The 26,056-nt window shown below is 53.8% G+C and carries 22 protein-coding genes and 2 tRNA genes; 10 read left to right on the plus strand and 14 right to left on the minus strand.

Annotated features, from left to right (window positions below; translation table 11 throughout):
- Positions 1 to 3: 3 nt before the first annotated feature.
- The 6 genes from BMW97_RS15375 to BMW97_RS24135 all read right to left on the minus strand — a co-directional run bounded on the left by BMW97_RS15375 (position 4) and on the right by BMW97_RS24135 (position 6,603).
- Positions 4 to 1,710: an OmpA family protein gene (locus BMW97_RS15375; protein WP_045909382.1), complete on the minus strand. Its 1,707-nt coding sequence runs from the start codon at positions 1,708 to 1,710 to the stop codon at positions 4 to 6.
- On the minus strand, positions 1,707 to 2,396 hold the full coding sequence (gene tssL / locus BMW97_RS15380) for a type VI secretion system protein TssL, short form (RefSeq protein ID WP_045909383.1): 690 nt from the start codon (positions 2,394 to 2,396) through the stop codon (positions 1,707 to 1,709). Before tssL ends, BMW97_RS15375 begins: the two co-directional genes overlap by 4 nt.
- Entirely contained in the window at positions 2,393 to 3,733 is a 1,341-nt protein-coding gene (tssK, locus tag BMW97_RS15385; RefSeq protein WP_045909384.1) for a type VI secretion system baseplate subunit TssK, read from the minus strand. Before tssK ends, tssL begins: the two co-directional genes overlap by 4 nt.
- A gap of 17 nt (positions 3,734 to 3,750) precedes the next feature.
- Positions 3,751 to 5,295, minus strand: a complete 1,545-nt coding sequence (tssC, locus tag BMW97_RS15390) for a type VI secretion system contractile sheath large subunit (RefSeq protein WP_045909385.1) — start codon at positions 5,293 to 5,295, stop codon at positions 3,751 to 3,753.
- 32 nt (positions 5,296 to 5,327) lie between these two features.
- Complete coding sequence (gene tssB, locus BMW97_RS15395) at positions 5,328 to 5,825, minus strand: type VI secretion system contractile sheath small subunit (protein WP_045909386.1); 498 nt, start codon at positions 5,823 to 5,825, stop codon at positions 5,328 to 5,330.
- Positions 5,826 to 6,465: 640 nt separating this feature from the next.
- Positions 6,466 to 6,603 carry a hypothetical protein gene (locus BMW97_RS24135; RefSeq protein WP_159427010.1) on the minus strand — a complete coding sequence of 46 codons (138 nt, stop codon included), beginning with the start codon at positions 6,601 to 6,603 and terminating at the stop codon, positions 6,466 to 6,468.
- A gap of 12 nt (positions 6,604 to 6,615) precedes the next feature.
- Here BMW97_RS24135 and lpxP point away from each other — a divergent pair, with 12 nt between their 5' ends.
- Positions 6,616 to 7,536, plus strand: coding sequence for a kdo(2)-lipid IV(A) palmitoleoyltransferase (gene lpxP / locus BMW97_RS15400; RefSeq protein ID WP_090392995.1), 921 nt, complete (start codon positions 6,616 to 6,618; stop codon positions 7,534 to 7,536).
- 358 nt (positions 7,537 to 7,894) lie between these two features.
- Positions 7,895 to 7,966, plus strand: a complete 72-nt coding sequence (ypdK, locus tag BMW97_RS15405; protein WP_099458937.1) for a membrane protein YpdK — start codon at positions 7,895 to 7,897, stop codon at positions 7,964 to 7,966.
- 52 nt (positions 7,967 to 8,018) lie between these two features.
- Here the strand turns inward: ypdK and alaC are convergent, their stop codons facing one another.
- Entirely contained in the window at positions 8,019 to 9,257 is a 1,239-nt protein-coding gene (alaC, locus tag BMW97_RS15410) for an alanine transaminase (protein ID WP_045909388.1), read from the minus strand.
- Positions 9,258 to 9,643: 386 nt separating this feature from the next.
- On the opposite strand from alaC, the gene BMW97_RS15415 reads away from it, so the two are divergent.
- A complete protein-coding gene (locus tag BMW97_RS15415) occupies positions 9,644 to 11,350 on the plus strand; it encodes a sensor histidine kinase (protein WP_045909389.1) in 1,707 nt (568 codons plus the stop codon).
- Positions 11,351 to 11,353: 3 nt separating this feature from the next.
- The gene (locus BMW97_RS15420) at positions 11,354 to 12,085 is read left to right on the plus strand and encodes a LytR/AlgR family response regulator transcription factor (protein ID WP_045909390.1); all 732 of its coding nucleotides are present in this window, start codon (positions 11,354 to 11,356) and stop codon (positions 12,083 to 12,085) included.
- A 35-nt stretch (positions 12,086 to 12,120) separates the two neighbouring features.
- Here the strand turns inward: BMW97_RS15420 and glk are convergent, their stop codons facing one another.
- On the minus strand, positions 12,121 to 13,086 hold the full coding sequence (gene glk / locus BMW97_RS15425) for a glucokinase (protein ID WP_045909391.1): 966 nt from the start codon (positions 13,084 to 13,086) through the stop codon (positions 12,121 to 12,123).
- Positions 13,087 to 13,291: 205 nt separating this feature from the next.
- Here glk and BMW97_RS15430 point away from each other — a divergent pair, with 205 nt between their 5' ends.
- Entirely contained in the window at positions 13,292 to 14,527 is a 1,236-nt protein-coding gene (locus BMW97_RS15430) for an ion channel protein (protein ID WP_045909392.1), read from the plus strand.
- Here BMW97_RS15430 and ipdC read toward each other — a convergent pair whose 3' ends face one another.
- Positions 14,528 to 16,186, minus strand: coding sequence for an indolepyruvate decarboxylase (gene ipdC / locus BMW97_RS15435; protein WP_045909393.1), 1,659 nt, complete (start codon positions 16,184 to 16,186; stop codon positions 14,528 to 14,530).
- A 187-nt stretch (positions 16,187 to 16,373) separates the two neighbouring features.
- Here ipdC and mgrA point away from each other — a divergent pair, with 187 nt between their 5' ends.
- Complete coding sequence (gene mgrA / locus BMW97_RS15440; RefSeq protein WP_045909394.1) at positions 16,374 to 17,372, plus strand: L-glyceraldehyde 3-phosphate reductase; 999 nt, start codon at positions 16,374 to 16,376, stop codon at positions 17,370 to 17,372.
- A 127-nt stretch (positions 17,373 to 17,499) separates the two neighbouring features.
- The gene (locus BMW97_RS15445) at positions 17,500 to 17,847 is read left to right on the plus strand and encodes a DUF2502 domain-containing protein (RefSeq protein WP_045909395.1); all 348 of its coding nucleotides are present in this window, start codon (positions 17,500 to 17,502) and stop codon (positions 17,845 to 17,847) included.
- Positions 17,848 to 17,880: 33 nt separating this feature from the next.
- Here the strand turns inward: BMW97_RS15445 and BMW97_RS15450 are convergent, their stop codons facing one another.
- Positions 17,881 to 19,119 (minus strand): Nramp family divalent metal transporter, encoded by a 1,239-nt coding sequence (locus BMW97_RS15450; protein WP_045909396.1) that lies wholly within the window; start codon positions 19,117 to 19,119, stop codon positions 17,881 to 17,883.
- Between the two features lie 348 nt (positions 19,120 to 19,467).
- On the opposite strand from BMW97_RS15450, the gene BMW97_RS15455 reads away from it, so the two are divergent.
- On the plus strand, positions 19,468 to 20,655 hold the full coding sequence (locus tag BMW97_RS15455; RefSeq protein ID WP_045909397.1) for a NupC/NupG family nucleoside CNT transporter: 1,188 nt from the start codon (positions 19,468 to 19,470) through the stop codon (positions 20,653 to 20,655).
- 44 nt (positions 20,656 to 20,699) lie between these two features.
- Here BMW97_RS15455 and BMW97_RS15460 read toward each other — a convergent pair whose 3' ends face one another.
- The 3 genes from BMW97_RS15460 to BMW97_RS15470 all read right to left on the minus strand — a co-directional run bounded on the left by BMW97_RS15460 (position 20,700) and on the right by BMW97_RS15470 (position 23,298).
- Positions 20,700 to 22,889, minus strand: a complete 2,190-nt coding sequence (locus BMW97_RS15460) for an EAL domain-containing protein (protein ID WP_045909398.1) — start codon at positions 22,887 to 22,889, stop codon at positions 20,700 to 20,702.
- Between the two features lie 216 nt (positions 22,890 to 23,105).
- Positions 23,106 to 23,181, minus strand: a tRNA-Ala gene (locus tag BMW97_RS15465).
- Positions 23,182 to 23,222: 41 nt separating this feature from the next.
- Positions 23,223 to 23,298 (minus strand) — tRNA-Ala (locus BMW97_RS15470).
- A 217-nt stretch (positions 23,299 to 23,515) separates the two neighbouring features.
- Here BMW97_RS15470 and BMW97_RS15475 point away from each other — a divergent pair.
- Together BMW97_RS15475 and BMW97_RS15480 are read left to right on the plus strand one after the other, a co-directional pair.
- The gene (locus BMW97_RS15475; protein ID WP_045909399.1) at positions 23,516 to 23,878 is read left to right on the plus strand and encodes a YfeC-like transcriptional regulator; all 363 of its coding nucleotides are present in this window, start codon (positions 23,516 to 23,518) and stop codon (positions 23,876 to 23,878) included.
- 1 nt (position 23,879) lies between these two features.
- Positions 23,880 to 24,272: a YfeC-like transcriptional regulator gene (locus BMW97_RS15480; protein WP_045909400.1), complete on the plus strand. Its 393-nt coding sequence runs from the start codon at positions 23,880 to 23,882 to the stop codon at positions 24,270 to 24,272.
- A gap of 42 nt (positions 24,273 to 24,314) precedes the next feature.
- Here the strand turns inward: BMW97_RS15480 and gltX are convergent, their stop codons facing one another.
- On the minus strand, positions 24,315 to 25,730 hold the full coding sequence (gltX, locus tag BMW97_RS15485; protein WP_045909401.1) for a glutamate--tRNA ligase: 1,416 nt from the start codon (positions 25,728 to 25,730) through the stop codon (positions 24,315 to 24,317).
- Positions 25,731 to 26,056: the final 326 nt, after the last annotated feature.

Here is a 26,056-nt window from a genome sequence, read left to right on the forward strand (position 1 = left end):
GAATTACTCTCCATTGTGTAGTGAAGCGCCATCATCCTGCGATGGCGCCGGGTGTTTGCCGGGTATCTGACAGGCATTCGCCTGCGGTACCAGACTGATTTCGACACGGCGGTTGAGCGCACGCCCTTCCAGGGTGTCGTTGGTTGCGACAGGACGGCTTTCGCCATAGCCCTGCACCGCAAAACAGCTTTCGGGCACGTCGCCCGTGTCCCGCATCCAGTTGCGCACCGCTTCGGCGCGTTTCAGAGACAGCGTCTGGTTCAGCTGCGGATTGCCAGTGTTATCGGTATGCCCAGACACGACAATCAGCCAGCCCGGTTTCGCTTTGATGCCAACCAGTGAATTCACCAGCATCCTGGTGGAACCCGCTTTCAGCACGGACTTGCCGGAATCGAACAGCGACATGCTGTCGAGCCTCACTATTTTCGGTGCTGGTTTTGGGGTTGGCTGCGGTTTAGGAGGCGGCGGCATATACGAGCGGATCGCTTCCAGTAGGGATATCCGTAGACGTTCCCCTTGATAAAGCCCCAGGCCCAGCCGGACCGGTACGCCGTTACGTGCATAGTCATCCAGCAACGCAGAATTCTCACGAAGGGCCGCAACGGCGCTAGCTTTCGGGCCGTAGTCATCCGTGGAGAGACTGTCGTAACGGGCTATATCGAAGCTCACGCGATGCAGCAACTGGCGATTGTTCCAGCCACTGCTGAGCAGCGCGGCGATGGCCGCCAGGGTGAAAAGACCAAGGGCACAGCGCCAGGTGCGGGCGCGGGGAGTAAGTCCACTTCCTTCCGGTAGCAGCGGCAGGATGAAATCCGGTAAGGGTGAGATCACCGTGCTGTCCGTCCCTATCGGTTGCCAGCCGGCTACCTGCTGCATGGCAGTATGACGCGATAACCATGCCGTCCAGGCAGAGGACGCAAGGCTTCCGGCAAGAATCGGTCCCATTCCCCACAGCTGCGCTGCAGGTGCAATGACCGGAATATCAGGATTCTCATCGATGAATACCGCCTGGACATGCTGATGGAACCAGCTCATCAGGCTGTTCATCAGCACCTGCTGCTGCATCACAGGCGCACCGCCAGTGGTGACCCACGCGGCGATCGAACAAGGCGCATTCGACTCACGCCAGACAGTCCACCCTTCACCCGGAATAGCGGCCTGCCAGAGCATGTCATCCGTCATCGCGCTGCCAATCTGACCATTCAGAATGAGTGGCACAGACTGTCCCGTTTCTTTACGCAACTGGCTGATTTGCCAGCGCAGAGCCAGCAGACGACTTGTCAGGGCTTCGCTGTCGACATGTTTCTGCGGGCAGACACTGACCATCACCGACAGCTGACGCCCCCAGTCCGGGCGCTGCCACAGAATCTGACGGGCAACCTGCTCCAGATCCTGATGGTCCTCAACGCGGATCCAGCATCCCTGCGTGACGATCAGTACTGGTGACTGCTGCGGCCAGGTCAGAGGCATATCGCCACAAACCAACACCACAGGTTGACGGTAAGTGGTTTCAGGAAGGTCATCCAGACGCAGGTTGACGTCATGCTCCGCACGAGGTCTGGCGATATACCAGAACGCGACTATGACCCCGATCATCGCCAGCAGAACGAGCACTGAAGCCAGCCGGGATAACGGCAGAAAAGCCAGGCAGACCACAGCACTCAGCAGGGCAGCCCACAGCGCAAGCCCGCGCTGTTGTACAGGACTCATTTTACGACTCCCGGCAACAGGGTCAGCAGCATCTGATCGAGCCAGCGATCCAGTCCCCACCAGAGTGCGGCAAGAACAATCACGCTCAGGCCGATACGCGCGGGCCATGACGCCAGCCAGCCTCCCGCTCCCCGTCCGCTGCGGCTCTCTGCCAGAACTGGATGGGTCTGCGGGTAGCTGAACGGTGTAACGCGCTCATTGAGGGCGCTGACCAGCTTCTGGCGTTCCGGATCGTTTAGCGCACGAAAATCTCCCAGAAATCCGAGCATCATTACCCGCTGGAAGCAGGTCAGTACGGCATTATCTGGTGCAGGTTCACGCAGCACATCGCGCATCCTGTCACACAAAGTGTCACCCGCGTCCATTGTGCCGAGGAAGTGTCCCTGCAGAGGAATGTCATACCACTGCACACAGGCATCATCCTCTACACCGCGCCCTTTGACTGCCTCATCAAGCAATGCACATTGTGCAGTGAGGATATGCTTACAGCTGGCTTCATCAAGTTCACTCGCTTTCAGTTCACGCTGAACGCGTTCCACATCAGCGATACAGCGTTCCCACAAGACCCGACCTTCTCCTTCCTGAAACTGCGGGCCATAGCGAAGGCTGATGACCTGAAGCCAGGTATCCTGCAGCAGTGCGTCAATATCAACAGACACGACAGCGCCGTGTTTACGTTCACTCATGTTCTCAATACCGCAAAGAGTTCAAGTTCAGGCTCGCCGAGCATGCCCGGGACGTAAAACATACATGTCCCACTCTGGAGCATTTCAGTCGCCAGAGGATGGGAGAGATCGAGACTGAAATACTGATTTTCCAGGCGCAGTGGAATGGCGGCTGGCACATGGCGCAGCGGCGTCAGCGGCACGCCCACGCGGGAAGAGTTGACGATCCCGCGCACATGGTCAGGGCTGCCCACCTTACACTGGCGCGGAAACTGCTCCTGCAGTTGCGCCACCGGAATCGGTGAGCGCACAGAAAGATAGTAATCAGCCCCTTCGCGCAGACGCGGGTCATGCAGGCGAGCCTGCCAGAAGTGCAGCCGTGGGTCATAGTCGAGTGCCAGGGCCACCACGCGTGACGGCAGGCTGGCTTCAAGCAGATCGCCAAGCAAATCAAACAGCGGTGGAAATACCGCATTGAGTTGCTCGTGATGCCAGGCCGGTATGGCGCTCACCTGATGTTCCAGGGAAAAGGTCAGCAGGCTCCCTGCAAGGCGAGAAAGTTCCGGATACAGACGTTCCGGTGGGCTTTGAAGATTACGCTGGAACTGACCCAGCACGGGCTCGGCACTGTTCAGCGCGTTGAGCAGCCAGAACAGTGATACATCTGCCACGGCGAAATCAGCCATGCGCTCATTGCTTTCACGCCGCATTGCCATCAGACGGCACAGTCGCGCACGCAGTTGTGTCAGTAGTTGTTCCAGTTGGGTAACCAGCCAACGGCTCCCCTGGAGGGTCAACAGCGGAGGAAGAAATGTTTCATCCAATAGCCATGTACCCTGCGAGTCTTGCTGCAGGCGGGCGACCGGACAAGTCAGATAATCGCTGTTGTTCTGATGGGCAAAACGCAGCGTCAGTTCAGGCTGCATCACGGCAATCTGACGAGTGTCTTCCCCAAAGGTATTGCGTACATCCCGCCAGCGCTGACGATATCGCACCGGACGCTCGGCCACCTCATCGGGTTTCAGGCAGTTGCCGCCGTTCGCCCGCAGTAGCGGGAGCGCCAGCACCACCGTCAGCTCCTGCGATTCGCTTTCAAGCGACAGTACCGGAGGCAGCGAATCAGCATTGTCTGTATCAATCAGCGTACCGTCCTGAAAACGGACATGCAGATGACGGGCCTGAAGACGTCCAAGCCTGAGAGCTTCCGGCTCGAAGGTAGCATTTATCACCCCCCACGGGCAGGAGAGGCCCAGCCGGGCAATACACTCGGCAGACCAGGCCGCATACGCGACCTGTTGCTGAAAATGCTGGGGAGCGACCATAATGCCCCTACCCCATAACGGTTGTTCCGTTTTCATCGGCTTCCTGCCTGTTATTACGATTTCGCTTTCGGCATCTGGGAAACCAGCGACAGGTTGACGTCCATCCCTTCCACCTGGAAGTGCGGAATCGCATACAATTTCACGCGGAAGAAGCCCGGGTTATCCTCAATATCTTCCACCACCACTTTTGCATCACGCAGTGGATGAGATGCCTGAAGTTCGTCGCCCGGATCGGTCATTTCGGTCACCAGACTGCGGACCCAGGTGTTCAGCTCAAGCTCCAGCAGTCGGCGATCCTTGGTGGTACCGATGTTCTCGCGCTGAATCAGCTTCAGGTAGTGGGCAATACGCGACAGCAGGAAGATGTACGGCAGACGTGCGTTGATGCGGCTGTTGGCCGTTGCATCTGCGGTGTCATACAGCGCCGGTTTCTGGGCGGAGTTGGCTGAGAAGAAGCAGGCATAGTCGCGGTTTTTATAGTAGGACAAAGGAATAAAGCCCAGATTCGCGAACTCGAATTCACGCGTTTCAGGGATCATGACCTCAGACGGGATTTTTACCTGATTGCCGGTACCCAGGTCATACAGATGGATAGGCAGATCCTGAACCGCCCCCCCGGCCTGCGGGCCACGGATTTGTACACACCAGCCATTATTGATGAAGCTACGCACCATGTTGGACGCGAAGGCAAACGACGCATTCGTCCACAGATATTTGTCGTGATCCGGACCTTTGACTTCTTCAACATAGTTAAAGCTGCGAACCGGAACGGTATCCGGGCCATACGGTAAACGTCCCAGTACGCGGGGCATCACCAGACCGATGTAGCGAGCGTCGTCCGTATCGCGGAACGATTTCCACTTGATGTACTCCGCGCGGTCAAAATAGTTACCAATATCTTTAATCGCCGCGACGTCTTCCATGGACTCCTTGAGGAAGAATTTCGGGCCTGCCGAGCCGATAAATGGCATATGTGCAGCCGCAGATACTTTAGAGATGTTGCGCAGCAGAGCGACATCCTGCGCTGAAGCATCGAACTCATAAGCGGAAATCAGCGCCGCAATCGGCTCGCCGCCCGGGGTATCGTATTCATCAATGTAGGCGTGTTTATAGAGACCACTCTGGATGATTTCCGGGCTGTCTTCAAAGTCCTGGCGCAGGTCTTCTTTAGACATGCTCAGAAGCTCAATTTTTACGTTCTGGCGAAAATCCGTTTTATCAACCAGCGACTTCACGCCGCGCCACAGGCTCTCAACCGCCTGAAATTCTTCATGGTGCATAACGGCGTCGAGCTGGCGGCTTATCTGGTAATCGAGCTCAGCGATGTGGTGATCGATCAGGCTTTTATCCAGTTTTTCGACCTTCGAGCCTGCCTTGGTCAGGCATTCCAGAAAGACCTGCATACCTGCGGTGAGACGCTCGTCAGCGGTCGCATCCGACATCGCCTGCGCATCTTGCCAGATATCCAGCGCGCTCAGTTCGGAGACCGGGTTCAGATTGATTTTCTCAAACAGTGAAGCGTATACCCCACCCACAGCAGGGCGTTCCAGCACCACGCTTTCCCCGCCAGCAGTATTATTTTGTACAGACATGAGCATTCCTTGATTAATCCGTTAAAACAGCATGATGGTTAAGGTTTTTTTGAAGCCAGTGCGGATAGTTCATTTCGCAACTCAGCACTAAGTGACTGGTCAAGAACGATTTTCTCCAGCTCTTTTCGGAAAGTCTGGTTATCCAGCAGGTTGGCTTTCAGATCGCGGAGCAAGTTGCGCATTGCCAGCATCGCCTTCAGCTGTGGAATTTGGGCAGCCACCTGCTCTGGCGTGAAATCTTTCATGCTCTGGAAAGTCAGCTGAATGTTGTCCTCACCACCATCGTCAGACAGCGTATTTTTAACGGCCAGGTTAACTTTTGGGGAATATTCGGAAAGAACGCTGTCAAAATTATTTTTGGTGATGTTAATCTTTTCGCGCTCAGATATTGTCGCAGATTCCTGCCCATTACTGAAATCACCCGCAACAAGCAATTTCAAGGGTAATTCCATTTTCTTGCTTGCTCCGCCAGTATGCAGGTCAAGCTTCAGGTTAATACGTGCCTTAGGCACCTCATTCTGAAAACTGTCAGCCATCTAATCATCCCTCTTTGTTTTGCTATGCCAACTTCACGGTATCGTTCTTGATGCGCAATAATAGAATAATGATCGAAACAAAATCAAATACACAGATCATTAATCCGATACAAGAATTTTCTTAAGAATTTTCCACTAAGACATTATCGTAAATAGGACAACTAAATCAGGAAAAGAAACTGCTCTTTTCGCACAAATCGAATATTTGTATCGCAGAAGGGGTTGTAGCCAGAGAGATGTTTATAAAAACATCATGTTTTGATTTGCATCACAGCATAACGTCAAAAAGCGCGAAAGAACGACAATATCTTATTGCGGCACGATTAAAAGAAGACAGGAATGGATGAAAGCAGATGGCTATTCCATTGATGGTATGAATAACGCTTAAGAATTTTCACGAAGAAATTTCTTATTTATTATGCGGAGGAATAAATAAAGGCGTAAATGTTTAATTTGGCGCAAATCAACAATACCGTTTTTTTTCTTTACGCCTTCCCTATGAGCGCTAACGCTTTTGCCTTCCGCTCAGGCAGGAAAGGCGCTTTCATGCGACTGCCTATAAAATCTGTAAAATCAATCACCTTCCGAACTGCCGCTTTTTTAATCAAAAACGAGTAATAGCACATATCGTATAACGGTGCTACATTACGCCGCCCGCCCAAATCAGCAGTGGCCAGGCAACGCCGTAAAGTTCGGTAAAGCCTGCAACCATCACCTTGAAGAACGGTCTTATCGGCACGTCGTATCGCAAACTCTGCGCTACCTTTACAGGCTTCACATAGGTTTCACTATTTTGTCTCAATCCAAATTTCAACGCGCGTTTTTACACCCGCGTTACTGGTTTACATGGTTTGGTCTTGGCGTTCTCTGGCTGCTGGTTCAACTTCCGTACCCTGTACTGCGTTTGCTGGGGTCGAAACTGGGCAGCGCTTCGCGCGTCTTCCTGAAACGTCGCGAATCTATCGCGCGGAAAAATATTGAGCTTTGCTTTCCTCAGTACAATGCCGAAGAGCGCGAGAAGCTCATCGCTGAAAACTTTAAGTCTATCGGCATGGCGCTGCTTGAAACCGGCATGGCCTGGTTCTGGCCGGATGAGCGTGTCCGTAAGTGGTTTGATGTAGAAGGACTGGATAACCTGCAACGCGCGCAGATGCAAAAACGCGGCGTGATGGTCGTCGGCGTTCACTTTATGTCGCTGGAACTGGGTGGCCGCGTGATGGGCCTGTGCCAGCCAATGATGGCGACCTATCGACCACACAACAGTGCGCTGATGGAGTGGGTCCAGACGCGTGGCCGCATGCGTTCCAATAAGGCGATGATCAGCCGTAACAATCTGCGCGGTATGGTCGGTGCCCTGAAGAAAGGTGAAGCCGTCTGGTTTGCACCCGATCAGGATTATGGACGTAAAGGCAGCAGCTTTGCGCCTTTCTTTGCGGTTAAAGAGGTTGCGACGACTAACGGCACCTTTGTCATTTCTCGTTTGTCAGGCGCCTCAATGCTGACCGTAACGATGGTGAGAAAAGCAGATAAATCAGGCTATCGTCTGCACATCTCTCCTGAAATGGCTAACTATCCGGAAAACGAGTGCGAAGCCGCGGCGTTTATCAATAAAGTCATCGAAACTGAAATCATGCGTGCGCCAGAGCAGTATCTGTGGATGCATCGTCGTTTCAAAACCCGCCCTCTTGGCGAAGCCTCACTCTATATTTAAGCCTTTCATTAAGGTTAGTTTCGCTAAGAAACTAACCTTTTCAATCACCTGTCATCCCGTTGAGAAATCGTCTTTCATTGCGTCGCCCAAAGTGAATTTATTGCGATGCGAAATCAAACTGTCGCCGTTCCACGACACTCGTAAGTAACGGAAATTATTTAAAAAAATCCCTCTTGTCACCCCTCATTTTTAGGCGTACATTAGCGCCGTCTGGCAACAGGAAAGCACAGAATTCTGAGCTGGAGTGAGCGGCGTAACGGGAAAATTCTCATTTCCGTTTTGACCGGATTTCAGTTCTCTATAATCAGGTGGACTCTGTTTTTAAATGCGTACCACAAGATACGCGGAGCGATGAAACGTGAAATATTTCTTTATGGGCATTTCGGTGATTGTTTTAGTCTGGGCCGGAACCTTTGCCCTGATGATCTAGTGAAGAACATGCAGTCAAAAAAACAGGAGCCATCGGCTCCTGTTTTTTTATGTCATGTCGACGCGGGATGTTCAGCCACACTCTTAGACGAAAGAAGGCCGTCGGCCCGGAACATACTCTTGATGCCCCTCACCGCCTGACGAATGCGGTCGCTGTTTTCAATCAGGGCAAATCGCACATGGGTGTCGCCATAATCACCAAAGCCAATGCCCGGTGATACGCACACCTTCGCATCCTGCAGCAGCTTTTTGGCAAACTCCAGCGATCCCATCGCCGCGTACGGCTCCGGAATTTTTGCCCAGACGTACATAGACGCCTTCGGCATTTCCACCATCCAGCCCGCTTCATGCAAGCCCTTTACCAGCACGTCACGGCGGCGCTTATACTGGGCGGCAATCTCGTGAACGCACTGCTGGTCGCCCTCCAGGGCAGCGATAGCCGCGACCTGTAGCGGCGTGAAGGTACCATAGTCGTGGTAACTCTTAATGCGCGCCAGTGCGCTCACCAGCGTTTTGTTACCCACCATAAAGCCAATACGCCAGCCCGCCATGTTGTAGCTTTTTGACAGCGTAAAGAACTCGACCGCCACGTCACGCGCGCCCGGAACCTGCATGATGGAAGGCGCTTTCCAGCCATCATAGACGATGTCAGCGTAGGCTAAATCATGAACCACCAGCACGTCATAACGTTTAGCCAGGGCGACGACTTTCTCGAAGAAATCGAGCTCCACGCACTGGGCGGTTGGGTTTGACGGGAAACCGAGGATCATCATCTTCGGTTTCGGATAACTTTCGCGAATCGCACGCTCAAGTTCGTTAAAGAAATCGACACCTTCCACCAGCGGAACGGAACGGACCTGCGCCCCGGCAATCACCGCGCCGTAGATGTGGATCGGGTAGCTTGGATTAGGCACCAGCACCGTATCGCCATGATCCAGCGTGGCCAACATCAGATGTGCCAGCCCCTCTTTCGAGCCGATGGTGACAATCGCTTCACTTTCCGGATCGATATCAACCTGATAGCGATCCTGATACCAGCGCGAGATCGCGCGACGTAATCTGGGAATACCGCGAGAGGTCGAGTAGCCGTGCGTATCCGGACGCTGGGCAACCGTGCAGAGCTTTTCAACGATATGCGGCGGCGTTGGGCCGTCAGGGTTACCCATGCTGAAATCAATAATATCTTCGCCGCGCCGACGCGCAGCCATTTTCAGTTCAGCAGTGATATTGAAAACATAAGGGGGGAGACGATCGATACGCGTAAAACGGCGTTCAGGACTGAATTCAGCCATAGATTCCTCAGATTAACGTTAGCGCCCGGACCGTCCGAGCGACGCTGCCACCGATGTGGCATGCTTAGAAAATAACCTGAAAAAAATCATGCTGTCGAGAGGGAAATGAAAAAAAAGCGATCGCCTGAAAACCGGAACCTGGCAGTGCCAAAAAGCGGAAGCCCCTGTTTCAGGGTTGGCTTTCTGATAGCCGTTATTTAACAGGATGATATCAAAACAGTTACCTGACGATACGCTGGCTATAAAAAATCAGGCCGTGTCCGTGACCGCCGGACAATCCCCTTTAAGAATTATGGTTTTTCCTCATTTGATAAACCTGACGGATAGCTGGTCAATACGCGTCAGGTTTTTTATCATGGTTCTTTCCCGTTTTCCCAGGTCTACTCGTGCACGAAATATTCACTATGCTGCTGGCGGTTTTTGACCGTGCGGCATTAATGCTGATTTGCCTGTTCTTCCTCATCCGCATTCGCCTGTTTCGCGAGCTGTTGCACAAATCCGCCCACTCGCCAAAAGAGCTGCTGGCCGTTACCGCCATCTTTTCGCTGTTCGCCCTGTTCAGCACCTGGTCAGGCGTGCCGGTAGAGGGCTCGCTGGTTAACGTGCGCATTATCGCCGTGATGTCCGGCGGAATTTTGTTTGGCCCGTGGGTGGGCGTTATCACCGGCGTGATTGCCGGAACCCATCGCTACCTGATTGATATCGGCGGCGTCACGGCGGTGCCCTGCTTTATTACCAGCATTATCGCCGGGGTGCTCTCCGGCTGGATCAGCCGCAAAATCCCGAAAAAACAGCGCTGGCGCGCAGGGATCGTCGCAGGCATGGTATGCGAAACGCTGACCATGATCCTGGTCGTCGTCTGGGCCCCGACCACCGCGCTGGGGCTGGATATCGTCTCGAAAATCGGGATTCCGATGATCCTGGGCAGCGTGTGCATCGGTTTTATCGTGCTGCTGGTGCAAAGCGTTGAAGGGGAAAAAGAGGCCAGCGCCGCCCGTCAGGCCAAGCTGGCACTGGATATCGCCAACAAAACGCTGCCGCTTTTTCGCCACGTTAACGCGGAGTCGTTGCGTCAGGTCTGCGAGATTATCCGCCACGACATCCACGCAGACGCCGTCGCCATCACCAACATTGACCACGTGCTGGCCTACGTTGGCGTCGGGGAACACAACTATCGCGACAACGATGACACCATCAGCCCAACCACCAGACAGGCGATCAACTACGGTAAAATCATCATTAAAAATAATGATGAAGCCCACCGAACGCCGGAAATCCACTCGATGCTGGTGATCCCATTGTGGGAGAAAGGCGTCGTGACGGGCACCCTGAAGATTTATTACTGTCACGCGCATCAGATCACCTCCTCGCTCCAGGAGATGGCGATTGGCCTGTCGCAGATTATCTCCACCCAGCTGGAAGTCTCCCGTGCAGAACAGCTGCGTGAGATGGCAAATAAGGCAGAGCTGCGCGCACTGCAGAGCAAAATCAATCCCCATTTCCTGTTTAACGCGCTGAACGCGATCTCCTCGTCCATACGTCTTAATCCGGACACCGCGCGACAGCTGATTTTTAACCTGTCGCGCTATCTGCGCTACAACATCGAGCTAAAAGATGACGAGCAGATCGACATCAAAAAAGAGCTGTATCAGATCAAAGACTACATCGCGATTGAGCAGGCGCGCTTTGGCGACAAACTCACGGTCATTTACGATATTGATGAAGAGGTCAACTGCGTGATCCCGAGCCTGCTTATCCAGCCGCTGGTCGAAAACGCGATTGTTCACGGCATTCAGCCCTGTAAAGGCAAAGGGGTCGTCACCATCAGCGTCACCGAAAGCGGCAACCGCGTGCGTATTGCGGTGCGCGATACCGGCCACGGCATTGATCCAAAAGTTATTGAGCGCGTGGAGTCTAACGAGATGCCCGGAAATAAAATCGGCCTGCTGAACGTGCATCACCGGGTCAAGCTGCTTTACGGCGATGGGCTGCACATTCAGCGTCTTGAACCGGGTACCGAAATTGCTTTTTACGTCCCGAACGAGCGCACTCCCGTTCATTCAACAACATCACTGTTGCCCCAGGTGGAGTAACCCATGAAAGTCATCATTGTAGAAGATGAAATCCTGGCTCAACAGGAGCTAACCTGGCTTATCAACACCCACAGCCAGATGGAGATTGTGGGCACCTTTGATGACGGTCTGGACGTGCTGAAGTTTTTGCAGCATAACCGGGTCGACGCCATCTTCCTGGATATCAACATTCCGTCGCTGGATGGCGTATTGCTGGCGCAAAACATCAATCAGTTTGCCCATAAGCCGTTTATTGTGTTCGTTACCGCATGGAAAGAGCACGCGGTAGAGGCCTTCGAGCTGGAAGCGTTTGACTATATCCTTAAGCCTTACCAGGAGTCGCGGATTGTCAGCATGCTGCAAAAGCTGGAGGCCGCATGGCAGCAGCAGATCGCCCCTGCAAGCGCCAGCCCAACGGTACGGGAAAACGACACCATTAATCTGGTCAAAGATGAGCGCATCATCGTGACGCCGGTCAATGATATCTACTATGCCGAAGCCCATGAAAAGATGACGTTTGTTTATACGCGGCGGGAATCTTACGTGATGGCGATGAACATCACCGAGTTTTGCAGCAAGCTGCCTGCGTCGCACTTTTTCCGCTGCCACCGCTCGTTCTGCGTGAATTTAAACAAGATCCGCGAGATCGAACCGTGGTTTAACAACACCTATATCTTGCGCCTGAAGGATCTGGATTTTCAGGTGCCGGTGAGCCGCAGCAAGGTGAAAGAGTTCCGCCAGCTTATGCACCTGTAACGAAAAAGCCCTCTCCCGTGGGAGAGGGCCAGGCATCAGAGAATCTGACCGAGAACCTGACGCAGGTGGGCACCCGACCCCAGCAGGCCTGGGTTATCATGCACGATCAGATAAACCGGGATGTCCTGCACGTAGCTTCTGAAGCGCCCTTTATCCTCAAACCCGCCGCGGAAGCCGGAGGCTTTAAAGAAGTCGAGGAAGCGCGGCACAATGCCGCCCGCGATATAAACGCCCCCGAAGGTGCCCAGCGTCAGCGCCAGGTTGCCGCCGAAGCGTCCCATAATCACGCAGAACAGCGACAGGGCACGACGGCAGTCAATGCAGCTGTCCGCCAGCGCGCGTTCGGTGACGTCTTTCGGCTGCAGGTTTTCCGGCAGACGACCGTCTGACTTCACAATCGCCCGGTACAGGTTCACCAGCCCCGGTCCTGACAGCACGCGTTCGGCGGAGACGTGGCCGATCTCCGCGCGTAATTCTTCGAGGATAATGCCCTCTTCTTCGCTGTTTGGCGCAAAGTCAACGTGACCGCCTTCACCCGGCAGACTCACCCAGCGCTGAGCAACGTGCACCAGATGTGAAACGCCCAGACCGGTACCGGCCCCGTAAACCGCAATCGGCTTACCTTCGACCGGCTCAGCGCCACCGAACTGGATCAGATGCTCAGACTTCAGCATCGGGATCGCCATGGACACCGCGGTGAAGTCATTGATGATTTCAAGATGCGCAAAGCCGAGGTTTTTTTTCATCTCGGCGATGGAGAATGCCCAGGTATGGTTGGTCATGGCGACCCAGTCGCCGGTTATCGGACAGGCAATGGCGATGCAGCCATCTTCGACGCTTACCTGATGCTCGTCCAGATAGACGCGGACAACGGCCTCAAGACTTGGATAATCCAGCCCGGAATAGGTTTTCGCCCGGGAAATTTCACCGCTACTTACATCGCATAATGCGAGGCGCGCGTTCGTGCCGCCCACATCACCTACCAAAGCATACTTTGTCATTCTTCTACTGCTCCGCTAAAGTCAGAATAAATCTTTGGGACACTGTAAATTCAAGGCGTGATAACAACAACGACCGGAAGGTGAATGCCCATGGATTATCGATCTTCGTCACAGAATAACTTTACCGTTTCAGCACCTTTTGCACTATTGCCATAAGGCTTAATGTGCAAAGTAACGTCATACCGTTTTGTACAAGGAAATCATCATGCTCCACCCGCGAGCCAGAACCATGCTGTTGCTGGCCATTCCGGCGCTCATCATTGGCGTGGTTTCAAGTCTGGTGCTCATCGTCGTGATGAAAGTCGCGTCGGTGCTGCAAACACTATTATGGAACGCGCTTCCTGCAGGACTGGGCGTCACCGCTGACTCTCCTGCCTGGATCGTTGGGATGCTGACGTTAACCGGTATTGCGGTGGGCCTGGTGATCCGTTTCAGTCCCGGCCATGCTGGACCAGACCCGGCGCAGGAACCGCTGATTGGTGCCCCGGTTTCCCCTTCGGCACTGCCGGGGCTGATTATCGCGTTGATTCTCGGTCTGGCCGGCGGTGTCAGCCTGGGGCCAGAGCATCCGATTATGGCCGTGAATATTGGCCTGGCAGTTTTTCTCGGTTCACGCATTTTGCCCCGCGTCGGCGCGCTGGACTGGACCATTCTCGCCTCAGCAGGCACCATCGGGGCGCTTTTCGGCACGCCCGTGGCGGCAGCACTGATCTTTTCGCAGACGCTCAGTAGCAATAACGATGTCCCGCTCTGGGATAAACTGTTTGCTCCGCTGATGGCCGCCGCCGCCGGGGCGTTGACCACCAGCCTGTTTTTCCATCCCCATTTTTCACTCTCCTTGCCCCACTACGGCCAGATGCAAATCGCCGATATCTTCAGCGGCGCCATCGTCGTCGCCATCGCCATTGCGCTGGGCATGGTGGCAGTATGGTGTCTTCCACGTCTGCACCGGCTGATGCATCGACTCAAACACCCGGTGTTAATTCTGGGAGCTGGCGGTTTGATCCTCGGTATTTTAGGCGCAATCGGCGGGCCGGTGACGCTGTTTAAAGGGCTGGACGAGATGCAGCAGCTGGCTTTCAGCCAGATATTTAGCGTCTCCGACTATCTGCTGTTTGCCGTGATCAAGCTGGCAGCGCTGGTGGTAGCGGCCGCCTGCGGTTTCCGTGGTGGGCGTATCTTCCCGGCGGTCTTTGTCGGCGTCGCGCTGGGGCTGATGCTGCACGAGCATGTCGACGCGGTCCCGGCGGCGATTACCGTCTCTTGTTCTATTCTGGGGTTGGTTCTGGTGGTCACGCGCGACGCGTGGCTAAGCCTGTTTATGGCGGCGGTCGTCGTACCGGATTCGACGCTTTTCCCTCTGCTTTGTATCGTGATGTTGCCCGCCTGGCTCCTGCTGGCGGGCAAACCGATGATGATGGCCTGGCGAAACGACAAATAATCAGGCGCTATTGCGCGCTTCCAGCGCTTTGGTGATCGCCCCCAGCAGCGGTGGGATATCGGCTTTCGGCAGCATCACCTCAATCAGCGAGAGCCGCTCGTGATGCGCCACTTTTTCAAGGACGTCCGCCAGCTGCTCCGCTTCACTGACCCGCCAGCACTGGGCCTGAGGATCAAGGCTCAGTGCCTGCGGGATTTGCGTCCAGTTCCATAGCGCAATGTCGTTATACCGCTGCTCAGGCCCATGGATCGCTCTTTCCACCGTATACCCTTCGTTGTTAAGGACCAGAATGATGGGGTGTTGTTTATCCCGCAGCATCGAGCCGAGCTCCTGGATGGTGAGCTGCGCCGCGCCATCCCCCGTCAGAACAATCACGCGCCGGTTCGGGCAGGCCGTTTGTGCGCCAAATGCCGCCGCCAGCGTATAGCCAATCGATCCCCACAGCGGCTGGACGATAAAATTCACATCAGCCGGCAGACGAAGGTCGATCGCGCCGAAGGCCGAGGTGCCCTGATCCGCAAGAATGATGTCTCCCGGACGAATAAACGTCTGCAGCGTTTGCCAGAAATTCGCCTGCGTCAGCGAGCCATCCGGCTGCGGGTAGGCCATCGCGCTTTGAGAGGACGCCACGGGCGTCTCGTGCACGTGCTGTTTGCACAGCTCCACCAGCGTTTCGATTGCCTGAAGCATGGGGATGCCGGTAAACCAGATATCACCAACGCGTGAGGCATGAGGCTGAACTTCTATCGTCTGCGCCGGGGTAAGCTGATGCGTGAAGCCGGCGGTCAGGGTATCAGTAAATCGCGTGCCGATGCACAGTACGGTATCCGCCCCTTCAATCGCCTCTTTTACCGCGCCAGCGCTCGCCGAACCGCTGTAGGTGCCGTAAAAACCAGCGTGACGCTCGTCGAATATCCCTTTGCCCATCAGCATGGTGGCGTGTGCCATCGGCACGTCTTTGACCCATTTCTGTAGCGCATGCTTCAGGCCATGGCGCAGGACAAGGAAATCGGCCAGCAGCGCCGTACGCTTGCTCCTGGCAAGCCTGTTTTCTGCAGCATCCCGGAATGCTTTCAGGCAGGCGCTGTCGGCATGCGTATGCCGGAGCGTGAGAGCGTTTACAGGAGGGGTGGCGGCTTTTTTTGCCACGTCGGCAGGCAGCATCAGATAGCCGGGGCGACGCTCCCGGAGCATGGTCGTTAACACCCGGTCGATTTCATAACAGGCGTTTTGTTCGGTCAGGATCGCCTGTGCAGCGGTGATCGGCTCGCTCATATGATAAAAGTGACGAAACTCACCGTCGCCCAGCGTATGGTGCAGCAGCTCCCCTCTTTGCTGTGATGCCATCCCCGGCGCACCCACAATATGCAAGACCGGAACGTGCTCGGCGTAGCTGCCCGCAATGCCGTTCATGGCGCTTAACTCTCCTACGCCAAATGTCGTCAGCAGCGCGGCGAAGCCCTTACATCGTGCATATCCGTCAGCGGCGTAAGAGGCGTTTAATTCGTTGGCACAGCCCACCCAACAGATATCCGGGCTGTCTATTACATGGTCGAGAAACTGCAGGTTATAGTCGCCCGGCACGCCAAACAGATGATCGGCTCCACAATCTGTAAGACGGTCCAGCAGGTAATCGGCGACGCAGTATGGGGTACGCATAAACAGGTATCCTTCTAATGTTTTGACCTCACCTTGAGTATTAAATAAGCGTGATGGGTGTCCAGAATTGGCGATAAGAAGGACATGGAAAGAATGCTTTACAAAAAAGGCTGCGCTATGCTGCTTTTTTTCACGTAAATGTAAACGCATACACTGATTTTTCACTTCAGCGCCAGAGGTTACGAAAATGGGTTATCAGCCGGACAAAAATCGTTACGGGACAATGGAGTATCGTCGCTGCGGACGAAGCGGGCTCAGGTTGCCCGCCATCTCGCTTGGGCTGTGGCATAACTTTGGTGACGCCACCCTTATCGAAAACAGCCGTCAACTTTTACAGCGTGCGTTCGATCTGGGCATTACGCATTTCGACCTTGCCAACAACTATGGCCCGCCTCCCGGATCCGCCGAACGTAATTTCGGCCGTATTTTGCAGGAGGATTTCCTGCCCTGGCGCGACGAGCTGATCGTCTCCACCAAAGCGGGTTATACCATGTGGGAGGGTCCTTACGGCGACTGGGGATCGCGCAAATATCTGCTGGCAAGCCTCGATCAAAGCCTGAAGCGCATGGGGCTGGAGTATGTGGATATCTTCTATCATCACCGGCCAGATCCGGAAACGCCGCTTCAGGAAACCATGAAAGCGCTTGACCATGTGGTGCGTCAGGGGAAGGCTCTGTATGTCGGATTATCGAACTACCCGGCTGTTCTGGCTCGCCAGGCGATTGATATCCTTAATGACCTCGGGACACCCTGCCTGATCCACCAGCCGAAATACTCCCTCTTTGAACGTGCGCCGGAAGCGGGACTGCTGGACGTGTTGCAGGAAAAAGGGGTCGGCTGTATTCCCTTCTCGCCGCTGGCTGGCGGGCAACTGACCAATCGCTATCTGAACGGCATTCCTGCAGACTCACGCGCGGCAAGCGGCAGTCAGTTCCTTAAACCCGATCAGCTCACCGAAGAGAAGCTGGAAAAAGTCAGGAAGCTGAATGCTCTGGCAGAAAGTCGCGGCCAGAAGCTCTCCCAGATGGCGCTGGCCTGGGTATTACGCCATGAGGAAGTGACCTCGGTGCTGATTGGGGCAAGTAAAGCGGCTCAGATTGATGACGCCGTGGGAATGCTGGCAAACCGCCATTTCTCAGAGGAAGAATTGGCCCGCATAGACGCGATCCTCAGCAGCTCAAAATAACACCACTTTTAGCAAAAAGTGCTCTAACCCAGGAATTCGGAGTTGAGGCGATGATACGAAGGTTTACCAACTCGTAAAATTGCGTTAACAGGCCCAACAAAGGCCCCGATCGTGAAGGAGAAAGAGTATGTTCAGGTCACTGATTCTTGCAGCGGTATTACTGGCTTCGGCGCCGCTGATCGCCACTGCGGGCGAAATCACCCTGTTGCCATCAGTAAAATTACAAATTGGCGATCGTGACGACTACGGCAGATACTGGGACGGCGGCTACTGGCGCGACCGTGATTACTGGCATCGTCACTATGAGTGGCGCGGCGACCGCTGGTGGAAACATGATAACGGCAGACACCGCGGCTGGTATAAAGACAGCGCCTATGAACGCGGTTACCGTGAAGGCTGGCGGGATCGTGACGACCGTCGCGGCGGCTGGGGTCGCGGCAAAGGTCACGGACATGGTCACCACGGCCACGACTAACAGCAAAAAGGAGCCTCATGGCTCCTTTTTCTTTTACAGCCCCAACGCTGTGCCTATCAGCAACCACAGGTTCAGCGCCACCACCACCACCACGATGGCCCACCCGGTCCGTTTCACCAGCGTCGAGTTGACCAGCTCACCCATCAGGGTTTTATCGCTGGTAAAGATCAGCAGCGGCACCAGCGCCAGCGCAATACCAAAACTCAGCAGCACCTGGCTCATGACCAGAATTCGCGTGGGGTCGAGCCCCATCAGAATCACGATAAATGATGGCAGCATGGTAACGGAGCGACGCACCCACAGCGGAATATGGAACCGGACAAACCCCTGCATCACCACCTGGCCTGCCAGCGTACCCACCACTGTAGAAGAGAGACCAGCAGCCACCAGGCTAAGACCAAATATCGTGGCGGCAGCATGGCTCAGCAGCGGCTCCAGCGTGAGATACGCCTGGTCGAGATCGGCAATACCGGTATGACCGTTAAAGTGGAAAGCGGCGGCTGCTGTTGCCATCATCGCCAGATTGACAAACCCCGCGATGGTCATGGCGATCGCGACGTCCCACTTGGTGGCGGAGTAACGCTCTTTACGCGTCCCACCGTGGAGATGCTGCGTCAGCGAGGAGTGCAGATAAATCACGTGCGGCATGATGGTCGCCCCCAGCACCCCGGCGGCCAGGAACACCGCTTCCGAGGTTGGCAGGTTTGGGATCGCCATCCCTTTAGCGAGCTGCGCCAGATTCGGCTGTGAGAAAATCAGTTCGACAATATAGGCCGCCGCCACAAACAGCAGCAGTCCGCCAATGACCTTCTCCAGCGGCTTTTGACCTCGACGCTGTAGCATCAGGATCAGGAACGTGGCAATCCCGGTCAGTACTGCCCCCTGCAACAGCGACACGCCCAGAATCAGCTTAAAGCCGATTGCTGCGCCGATAAATTCAGCGAGGTCAGTAGCCATGGCGATGATTTCAGCCTGAACCCAGTAGAGCCAGACGGCGGGACGCGGATAATGGTCGCGGATTTGCTCCGCCAGGTTTTTACCCGTCGCAATCCCCAGCTTTGCGGAGAGCATCTGAATCAACATCGCCATGAGGTTAGCCCAGACGACCACCCACAGCAGCTTATAGCCGAAGCTGGCCCCGGCCTGAATATTGGTCGCAAAGTTACCTGGATCGATATAGCCAATGGCAGCGATGAACGCAGGTCCCATTAATGCGAACCGCAACTTGCGCGCTGCTCTGCCACTGCTACCCTCTACGCGACTGTTTGTCATTTCTGCCTCTGAAATATAGCCTTTGCTATGTTTAATGCTATCAAAATGAGAATGATTATCAAGATCATTTATGAAGTTTGCAGTGATTTCTCTGATAGCTTTGAACGATAGACGGGCGGGTAAGCTGGGCGATCTAACAGAAACTCAAATCGCGGGCTCTTTTGTGAAGACTAGCACACAAACTTAACTTTTCACTCATTTACCTAACATAACAAAAATGTATTGTGGATCACTATTTTTGAGACTCGTCACAGGATGTAACTATAGTGTGTCCTCGATCTCGTTTTCTTTTCTCTTGTTACATAGAATGTGCACGAAAATTAAACCTGCCTCATATTTGGAGCAAATATGGACCGCGTCCTTCATTTTGTCCTGGCACTTGTTGTCGTTACTGCACTCGCATTGCTGGTCAGCACAGACCGCAAAAAAATTCGTATTCGTTATGTTGTCCAACTGCTGGTCATTGAAGTTTTACTTGCGTGGTTCTTCCTGAACTCCAACGTAGGCCTCGGCTTCGTGAAAGGCTTCTCCGAAATGTTCGAAAAACTGCTCGGATTTGCCAACGAAGGGACCAACTTTGTCTTCGGTAAAATGAACGACGAAGGTCTGGCGTTCTTCTTCCTGAAGGTTCTATGCCCTATCGTCTTCATCTCCGCGCTGATCGGTATTCTGCAGCACATCCGCGTTCTGCCGTTCGTGATCCGTGGAATTGGCTTCCTGTTATCCAAAGTGAACGGCATGGGTAAACTGGAATCTTTCAACGCCGTCAGTTCCCTGATCCTCGGTCAGTCTGAGAACTTCATCGCGTATAAAGATATTCTCGGCAAGATGTCCCGCAACCGCATGTACACCATGGCGGCAACCGCAATGTCTACCGTTTCCATGTCTATCGTGGGCGCGTATATGACCATGCTGGAGCCAAAATACGTGGTGGCTGCGCTGGTACTGAACATGTTCAGCACCTTTATCGTTCTGTCGCTGATCAACCCATACCGCGTTGACGCCAGCGAAGAGAATATCCAGATGTCAAACCTGCACGAAGGCCAGAGCTTCTTCGAAATGCTGGGTGAGTACATTCTGGCCGGTTTCAAAGTCGCGATCATCGTTGCCGCCATGCTGATCGGCTTCATTGCGCTGATTTCTGGCCTGAACGCCCTGTTCGCCGCGGTGCTGGGTATCTCCTTCCAGGGCATTCTGGGCTACATCTTCTACCCGGTTGCATGGGTGATGGGTGTTCCGGCTCACGAAGCGCTGCAGGTGGGCAGTATCATGGCAACCAAGCTGGTTTCTAACGAATTCGTTGCGATGATGGATCTGCAGAAAATTGCCAGCACGCTTTCTCCGCGCGCGGAAGGCATTCTCTCCGTGTTCCTGGTCTCTTTCGCGAACTTCTCGTCCATCGGGATTATCGCGGGTGCGATTAAAGGCCTGAACGAAGAGCAGGGTAACGTGGTTTCTCGCTTTGGCCTGAAGCTGGTTTATGGCTCTACGCTGGTGAGCGTCCTGTCCGCGTCCATTGCGGCACTGGTTCTGTAACGTTTATCGTTAAACAAAAACCGGGAGCCTGGCTCCCGGTTTTTTTATGCCCGCAATTCTTCCAGCGGTTTGGGTTTACCTATCAGGTAGCCCTGCAGGTAATCCACACCAAAGCGGAGCAGCATCTCCCGCTGTGCCGGTGTTTCCACATATTCCGCGACGACGCAGAGCGATTTCGTCTTTGCCAGATTACACATCGACTGCACGATCATTGCATCCATGTCGTCTGTACAAATGTCTTTCACAAAGCAGCCGTCGATTTTAATGATGTCCGCCTGCAGGCGTCTGAGACGCTCATAGTTAGCGTAGCCAGTACCAAAATCATCAATGGCGATCCGGAAACCGTAATCCCGCAGCTGCTGAATATTGTTGATACTCGAGCCTGAATTAGAGAATGCCTGCTCTTCGGTAATCTCGATCACGACGGCCTGCGGTGCCACGCCGTACCGTTCAAACAGCGCGCAAATCTCGGTCGCCACCTCTTTTTGCATCAGCGTCAGCGGCATCAGGTTGACGGAAAAACGGGCGCCAGCGTGCGTTGCAGGGTTATCGCGCAGCCACATCAGTAATTTTTCCATGACGCACATATCAAACCGGTGGCTGAGGTTGAACTGCGCAATCAGCGGAATAAAGCGGTCAGGGGTAATAATCTCCCCCTCGCTCTCCATACGCGTCAGGATTTCATAGTACCCACTTCCGTCCGCCTTCTGGATCGGCTGCGCATACAAATGGAACTGCCCCGCCTCCAGGGCATGCTTAATCCGAGCCAGCATCAGGACACGCTCTGTCGTCTGTCCTGAGGCCGCCTCAAGGCTATTCGTGAGCGCGAGTACGTTTTGCTCTCCGCAGGCCTGTTCTGCCAGCCAGCTCAGTTGCCCCAGCGTGTGATGCAGCTTTTCGCCGTTTTCGACCATTCCCCAGGACGCGCCAAACTCAATATCCAGCCCGGTGTTGTTCCAGAAAATCTTATTGCTGTTGAGCCGATCGACCATATGCTGGAGACGTTCAGCAATCTCCGGCCCGAGCAAGACCAGCACCAACTCGCTTCCGGGCAGCTGGAACAGCAGCTCATCTTTTTGCAGGAGCGGCTGAAGCGACGTGGCGATCGTTCGTTTGCAGTGGACCCGCATAATAATGCCGTAGTGGCGGCTCAAAAACTCCAGATTGTCCATGCGCAGAATGCACACTTTGGCATCCGGATGGATTTCAAGGTAATCCTCCAGCGCGCGAATATTGGGCAAACCGGTAAGAGGATCGGTCAGCGCCCTGTCCTGCCAGCCCCGCTTCAGCCACTCGCTGCGCTGGTAAATTCGCGACATGTAAAGCAAGCAGATGGCGAAAGAGATCAGCACGGAGAGGATAAAGGAGAGCGAATGGCCCGATTCCACCCCGTTAAGGAAGTTGTAGTTGTAGGTCAACAGCAGGAGCGCTGAGATGGCCCACAGCAGAGAAATCAACGCATAGGTCAGGCGGCTTATTGCTAAGGTAAAAAGAATAAAAATCAGCGGCATCAAATAACCCGCAATGACCGGTGATTCAAAAGGACCACATAAAATGACGAGAATGAAGCCTAAAAGCATCAGCCAGACAAAAATATATAATGGATTCTTGTGATAAAACACGGGCTTCACGCTTCGCCGCCAGAAGGCGATGGCATAACGAGGATTAATTATCATTCTTAATGGGTAATAGAACATCATAGTAAAAATCAGCCCCGCGCATATCAGGCTTTGAATATCCACAACGTTATAAATTACCGTTCCTTCGCCAAAATAGGTTGAAATAGTCACCGGAAAATCAAACAAATAGCCTGCCATATACATCGACAGCTTAATACCTAACGGCACCATAAAACCGAGCCAGAATATACGTAGCCCAATGTGCTTGTTAGGAATGTTGTGGCGCCAGCGCTTGCCCAGCATAAGGCGCAGCAGGCCGCACGCCGCAAACAGCGCAAAGGTCTGACAGAAAAGCAAAACTGAATATTGTAGCGGTGCTAAATTAACATAAAATAAATTAGTGACAGTAAAACCTAACACAATGGGAAGAATTGCCCGGCGCCCAAATATCAAAATTACCGCCAGCATCACGCTGAGTGGCAACCATGCTAAATAAACGTCATGACCATTAACAATTGCACGCGGAGAGAGATAACGGGAGACAGGTACCGCAATCAGGCAAAGTGCCAGGGCAATCATAAATATCTTTACATTATTATACGTTTTTCTATTCATTAAATTGGGGAATATATTATCCGTTCGAATCATTGACCGGATGGATAATAGGTTTATTAATTGCACGAATCAAGTTCAAGTCTATTTATAGACTGGTTTATTGATGTCGATTGAGGAGAGGTACAGGAATACCTTCTTTTTGATAACAAAATGCAGTAATGGACGTTACAAACAGATAAAAAAAAACCCTCGTCATATGACGAGGGTTTACAATTTTGGTGGAGCTAAGCGGGATCGAACCGCTGACCTCTTGCATGCCATGCAAGCGCTCTCCCAGCTGAGCTATAGCCCCACATGTGACTTTACTGACCGCACTCTGTTGGGTTCAGAGTTTGGTGGAGCTAAGCGGGATCGAACCGCTGACCTCTTGCATGCCATGCAAGCGCTCTCCCAGCTGAGCTATAGCCCCATCGTAAAGCTGTCATGTTGACGGGCGGCATAATATGAATTCCGCTGCGGAGTGTCAACGGCAAAATCAATGACCGCCGTTCGATCGCCGAAAAATCATGCAAATGAATCACTTTGCGAGCGTGCTCGTAATCAGGAGTTAAGCCTGTCACGTTTTCACGTAAAACGGTGCTATAAAATGAGCCGTTAATTAACCCCACAGATATTCAGGAAATTGTATGATCAAGGAACGAATGACGCCAGAAGAGTTAGCCCTGCTCACTGGCTATAGCCGCCAGACCATCAATAAATGGGTACGCAAAGAGGGTTGGATTACGTCACCAAAACCAGGCGTCCAGGGCGGAAAAGCGCGCCTGGTACATGTGAACGAAAAAGTCCGTGACTTTATCCGCAGCGCACGTCGGGCAAGCGAAACGTCCGAACTGCCAGAAGGCACCAGCCATGATCGTTCGCTTCATACCCTCCTCCTGACGCTGGCTAATGAAATGACGCCGGAAGAGCAGAAGCAGATGACATCGCTGTTATTACGGGAAGGGATCACCGGATTGTTGCAACGTTTAGGGATACGCGATCGGGACTGATATGAAAAGATTACGGAGCAAAATGACCACGGAAGAGCTGGCGGAAAGTTTGGGCGTCGCCAGACAAACGGTCAATCGCTGGATACGTCAGCAGGGGTGGAAAACCGAAGGGCTCAACGGCGTGAAAGGCGGTCGCGCGCGGCTCATTCATGTCGATGCACGCGTGAAGGAACATATAATGAGTCTCCCGGCGATCCGCAACCGTCAGGCGGTTTACCATCTCGCGGAGGCCACGTCTGCCTATAATGGCCCCTCTTCAAACCTGTCTCCGGGCATTATAGAGACGCTGGAGAGTATGACGCCGTCAGAACAGAAGCGTCTGGACGCCTTTTTGAAACGCGAAGGCATTCACGGTTTTCTTACACGTCTGGGTATCGCGGAAAAAGAGGCATAAAAAAAACGGCAGGTTACCCTGCCGTTTTTTTCTTAGAGGTGATTACTGCTGATTTTCACGTTCAGCGATGAAGTCCAGCGCCTTGTTAATGCGCGCCACGCTGCGTGATTTGCCGATGGCATGAACCGTTACGTCCAGCGCCGGAGACTGACCTGCACCGGTCACCGCAACGCGCAGTGGCATACCGACTTTACCCATACCTACTTCCAGCTCGTCCGCCGTCGCCTGAATGGCGTGATGCACATTCTCAGCGGTCCACTCGGTGAGGGCAGCCAGCTTGTCACGCACCACTTCCAGCGGCTGACGCGCAACCGGGCGGAGGTGTTTCTTCGCGGCGTCCGCATCGAACGCATCAAACTCTTCATAGAAGTAGCGGCAGCTTTCAGCAATCTCTTTCAGCGTTTTGCAGCGCTCGCCGAGCAGTTTCACCAGATCCGCCAGCTCAGGGCCCGTGCGGGTATCAATATTTGCCTGCTCAATGTGCCACTGCAGATACGTCGCCACATATTCTGGCGGCATGGTATTGATGTAGTGATGGTTCAGCCACAGCAGCTTGTCAGTGTTAAACGCGCTGGCGGATTTGCTGACTGAGCTCAAAGAGAAGAGTTCGATCATCTCTTCGCGGCTGAAGATCTCCTGGTCACCGTGGGCCCAGCCCAGACGCACCAGATAGTTCAGCAGCGCTTCTGGCAGATAGCCGTCGTCGCGATACTGCATGACGCTCACCGCACCGTGGCGTTTAGACAGTTTTTTGCCGTCATCACCGTTGATCATGGAGACGTGCGCATAGACAGGCACCGGCGCATTCAGCGCCTTCAGAATGTTGATCTGACGTGGCGTGTTGTTGATGTGGTCTTCACCGCGCACAACGTGGGTAATTTCCATATCCCAGTCGTCAACCACCACGCAGAAGTTGTAGGTTGGGGAACCATCGGTACGACGGATGATCAGATCGTCCAGCTCCTGGTTGCTGAATTCGATCGGGCCACGGATCTGGTCGTCAAAGATCACAGACCCCTCTTGCGGGTTAGCAAAACGCACGACGCAAGGCTCATCAGCAGCATGCTCGCTGTGGTCATGGCGGCAGCGGCCGTCATAACGCGGCTTTTCACCGTTCGCCATCTGCTCTTCGCGCAGCGCATCCAGACGCTCTTTGGAGCAGTAGCACTTATACGCCGTGCCCGCGACCAGCATCTCATCAATGACGGCGTTATAGCGGTCAAAGCGTTTGGTCTGGAAATAGGGACCTTCGTCCCATTCCAGGTTCAGCCAGTTCATCCCATCCATAATGGCTTCAATTGCTTCTGGCGTGGAGCGCTCAAGATCGGTGTCTTCAATACGCAGCACGAACTCACCTTTGTTGTGGCGTGCGAAAAGCCAGGAATAGAGAGCGGTACGTGCACCACCGACGTGCAGATAGCCTGTCGGGCTCGGCGCGAAGCGAGTTTTGATTTTCATGAAATGGCCTTACGTTATAAAGATGCCGGCAATCGGCAAATCCTGGGGAAAAAACGATGGGCAATATTCTATCACTGTGCGGCGATTCCTCAATGTTGTTCCCTGAATCGGGCCAGAGTTTGCGATTTTTGTTTAGAAATCATGCGCCACTGCCCGTTTCGCGATCGTTTTGCTTAATTTTACGACGAACGAATAAAAACTTTAGAAAATGCGTTGACTCATTTTCAACTCTCCCTATAATGCGACTCCACACAGCGGGGGTGATTAGCTCAGTTGGTAGAGCATCTCCTTTACACGGAGGGGGTCGGCGGTTCGAGCCCGTCATC

The sequence above is a fragment of the Enterobacter sp. NFIX58 genome (assembly GCF_900110475.1).
Lineage (GTDB): Bacteria > Pseudomonadota > Gammaproteobacteria > Enterobacterales > Enterobacteriaceae > Enterobacter > Enterobacter quasiroggenkampii.